The organism is Bacillus sp. AP50, from assembly GCF_040492675.1.
Lineage (GTDB): Bacteria > Bacillota > Bacilli > Bacillales > Bacillaceae_G > Bacillus_A > Bacillus_A cereus.
This window is the reverse complement of the sequence record NZ_JBEUTW010000728.1, coordinates 1-2,996: the sequence shown is the minus strand read 5'-3', so window position 1 is coordinate 2,996 and position 2,996 is coordinate 1. Positions and strand designations below refer to the sequence as shown.

The following is a 2,996-nucleotide window of genomic DNA, read 5'->3' as shown; positions in this document are numbered from 1 at the left end:
AATTTGGTCAGCAAATAAAGAGGAGGGAGATTTTTGAAAAGTATTATGAAGGGTATGACATGTCTTGTTCAATTGTTCAATATAAGGAATGTATATATAATCTAAAACTGCTGGAGGTAATTCTAAAGTTTCTTGTTTCCATAAATCGAACTCATTTGGATTAATAATTTGCATACTTCCAAAATGAAAAGCTATTAATTCATCTTGATCAATAAAAACTTTATTATCTGTTTTGGATATAGAACTGCTATTTAAAATGACATTCCAAGGTGCTGCATCAATACCTTTATGAGTCATAATTTTTATATTAGAAAAGATGTTAGGAATGTGATTTAAATATTTTTGGTCACCCCATCTATTCATTTCAACATCATATTGATTATTGCAATATTCTAGGCATTTATCTTTCCACCATGTTAAAATTTCTTTACTATTTTGATCGTTTTTGAAGCCTACTAAACCAGCTTGGTATATACCGTGTATGCTTTCAATTTCAGTAGAGCTTCTTTGAGGGCAAAGGAATACAGAGTACTTCCACCATTCATCAAGAATGATATTAGGTGCTGTAAAGAAATACATATCAGCATCACAATATATAATGTGATCAACTTCCGGATAAAGACTAAGGACATGTAGACATAGGGGCGCTTTTAATGTCCAACAATATTCTTGTAAACTTCTATCATTTTTTATACTGAGGAGTTCATGATTTTCAATATCCTTTACCGGAATTAGTATGGCATGCTTTAATTTTAATTTCTCTAATATTTGATACGTTAGATCATCCATACAACAAATCCATACAGTAAATTTAGCGTTGAAATTTTCTAAGGAATAATAAGAAGTCAATCCTTGGATTAATCGTTCTTTACTTATAATCATGGAAAAGTTCATAAAATGATTGGATTGATTCATTTTTCTTCTTAATTGTGAATCTTTATATAAAGTTTGAGCTTTATTTATATCTTTTTTACTTAAAAATTGTTTAGTATCTTTATTGAATTTATCCTTTAATTGCTTTAAAACAAATTGAATTCTCTCTAAATACGGAGTGTAAATATGGTTTAATATATTATTGGGTATTGAAATTTCTCCCAAAGACCAAAGATCAAAATCATTTTCAGTAAAGATAGTAATACATGCAAAATGGTAAACAACTAGTTTGTCGTTTTCAATAAATATATCGTTTTTAGTCTTGTCAATTTTATAATCGTTATTATATATACAGTTCCAAGGCGCAGCATTTATACCTAAGTTATTTGAAATTTTTACTTTTGGAAAATATATAGGGATATAATCTAAATACTTTTGGTCTCCAAATTTCCCCTCCTCAGCCTCGGCACTGCACCAATCTATACATTTATTTTTCCACCATCTTACACTTTTTAGTCCATAGAGATCATTCTTAAATCCAATTAGACCAGCCTGATATTTTCCATACATTTTTTCTACCCAATCACGATCTCTTTGGGGGGTTAGGAAAATAGAATGGTCACCCCATTCCTCAAAAATAATATTAGGGTCAGAAAAAAAGCATAAATCACCATCACAATATAGAATAGATGGTAAATCATAATTGACCAATAAATATTCTATCAAGACAGATTTTAAAGTCCAACAATATTCATTTACTTTTCTTTTTCTCTTAATTGCTTTTAGTTCACGATCTTCCAATTCTTCAACTTGTAAAAGGTTTACATTAATTAAACTCATTTCTTTTAATAGTGAATATGCAAAAGGATCTATACAACAAATCCACAATGTGAATTTTTCTGAGTACTGCATTAATGATTGCTGTAAAGCAATAATTTTCAAGACATACTCACTACCTACAATGACGCAGAAATGATTATTTAGATCATGTTGTTGATTATAGAATTGGGGATCAATTCTTTTTTGAGTATTTTTTTTGGAGAGATTTGAAGCTTTAATTCCTGTTGAAAGTGGGTTAACTATTTTCTCATTAGAGGGGATATACAATCGAGGTAAACTTATTTTTTTATCATTAGAGTTCAATGCTTATTCAGTCCTCTCCACTAAAATTTATTTGGATTCCAACTTTCATTTACAGTTTTTAAATCTTTAGGTGTATCGACACTAGCCCAAAAGTCATTGTGTTCATAGACTGCGAGCTCATTGTCTTTTATTAAATTTCGAAGAGGATCTTCTTCTAGAACACAATCATCATTATTACTTAAATAATCGAATATTTCTTTGTTAAATACAAAAAAACCGCCATTAATTACTTCATCAAGTAATGGTTTTTCTTTAAAATCAATAGCAATTCCATCTTCGACCGCCAATAGGCCGTATTGACTATTTTTTTTAATTCCAGTTAATGTAGCAATTTTTCCTTTTTCTTTATGGAATGCTATTAGTTGATCAATATCTATATTGGCTAATCCGTCACCATAAGTTAATAAAAAGGTTTCACCCTGTACAAAGGATTCAAGTTTTTTTAGTCTTGCCCCGGTCATTGTATCAATTCCTGTATCTATAAAGTGTATATTCCAATTTTCTAATTTCTGAAGTAGCGTATATTGACTGGTTTTAAAATTCAAACTAAAGTCATTCTCTTTCCAGCTAAAGTCCATAAAATATTCCTTAATTTTCTCACCTTTATATCCTAAGGGCAAAATGAAATCAGAATGTCCATATTTTCTATACCAATTCATTATATGCAAGAGGAGAGGCTTTCCTTGAACTCGAACTAATGGTTTGGGAATGTCCTCTAAAATTCCTTGCATCCGAAGCCCTTTTCCGCCACACAAAATTATGACTTTCATAGATTTATTTCCTTCCTCTCTATATATTTTACTAATTTAAACTATGTAGTTTGTTTGGTAAATGTATACACGGTTGTACCATAATGACAATCAACTAAAAAAAATATGTTAGATTTATAATTCAGATGCTGATTAAACGTGGAGAATACACATTGTAGTTTATCATTAATTATATGTAAATTAGGTTCTTTTAAAATCTATGCTTTAGTT

Annotated in this window: 2 protein-coding genes; both read right to left on the bottom strand. The window is 29.5% G+C overall.

Annotated features, from left to right (window positions below):
• A partial coding sequence (locus ABWK52_RS28925; protein ID WP_353772354.1) for a glycosyl transferase occupies nt 1-2,016 on the bottom strand: 2,016 nt, incomplete at its 3' end.
• A gap of 20 nt (nt 2,017-2,036) precedes the next feature.
• Nucleotides 2,037-2,786, bottom strand: coding sequence for a sugar phosphate nucleotidyltransferase (locus ABWK52_RS28920; protein WP_000864432.1), 750 nt, complete (start codon nt 2,784-2,786; stop codon nt 2,037-2,039).
• Nucleotides 2,787-2,996 lie beyond the last annotated feature (210 nt).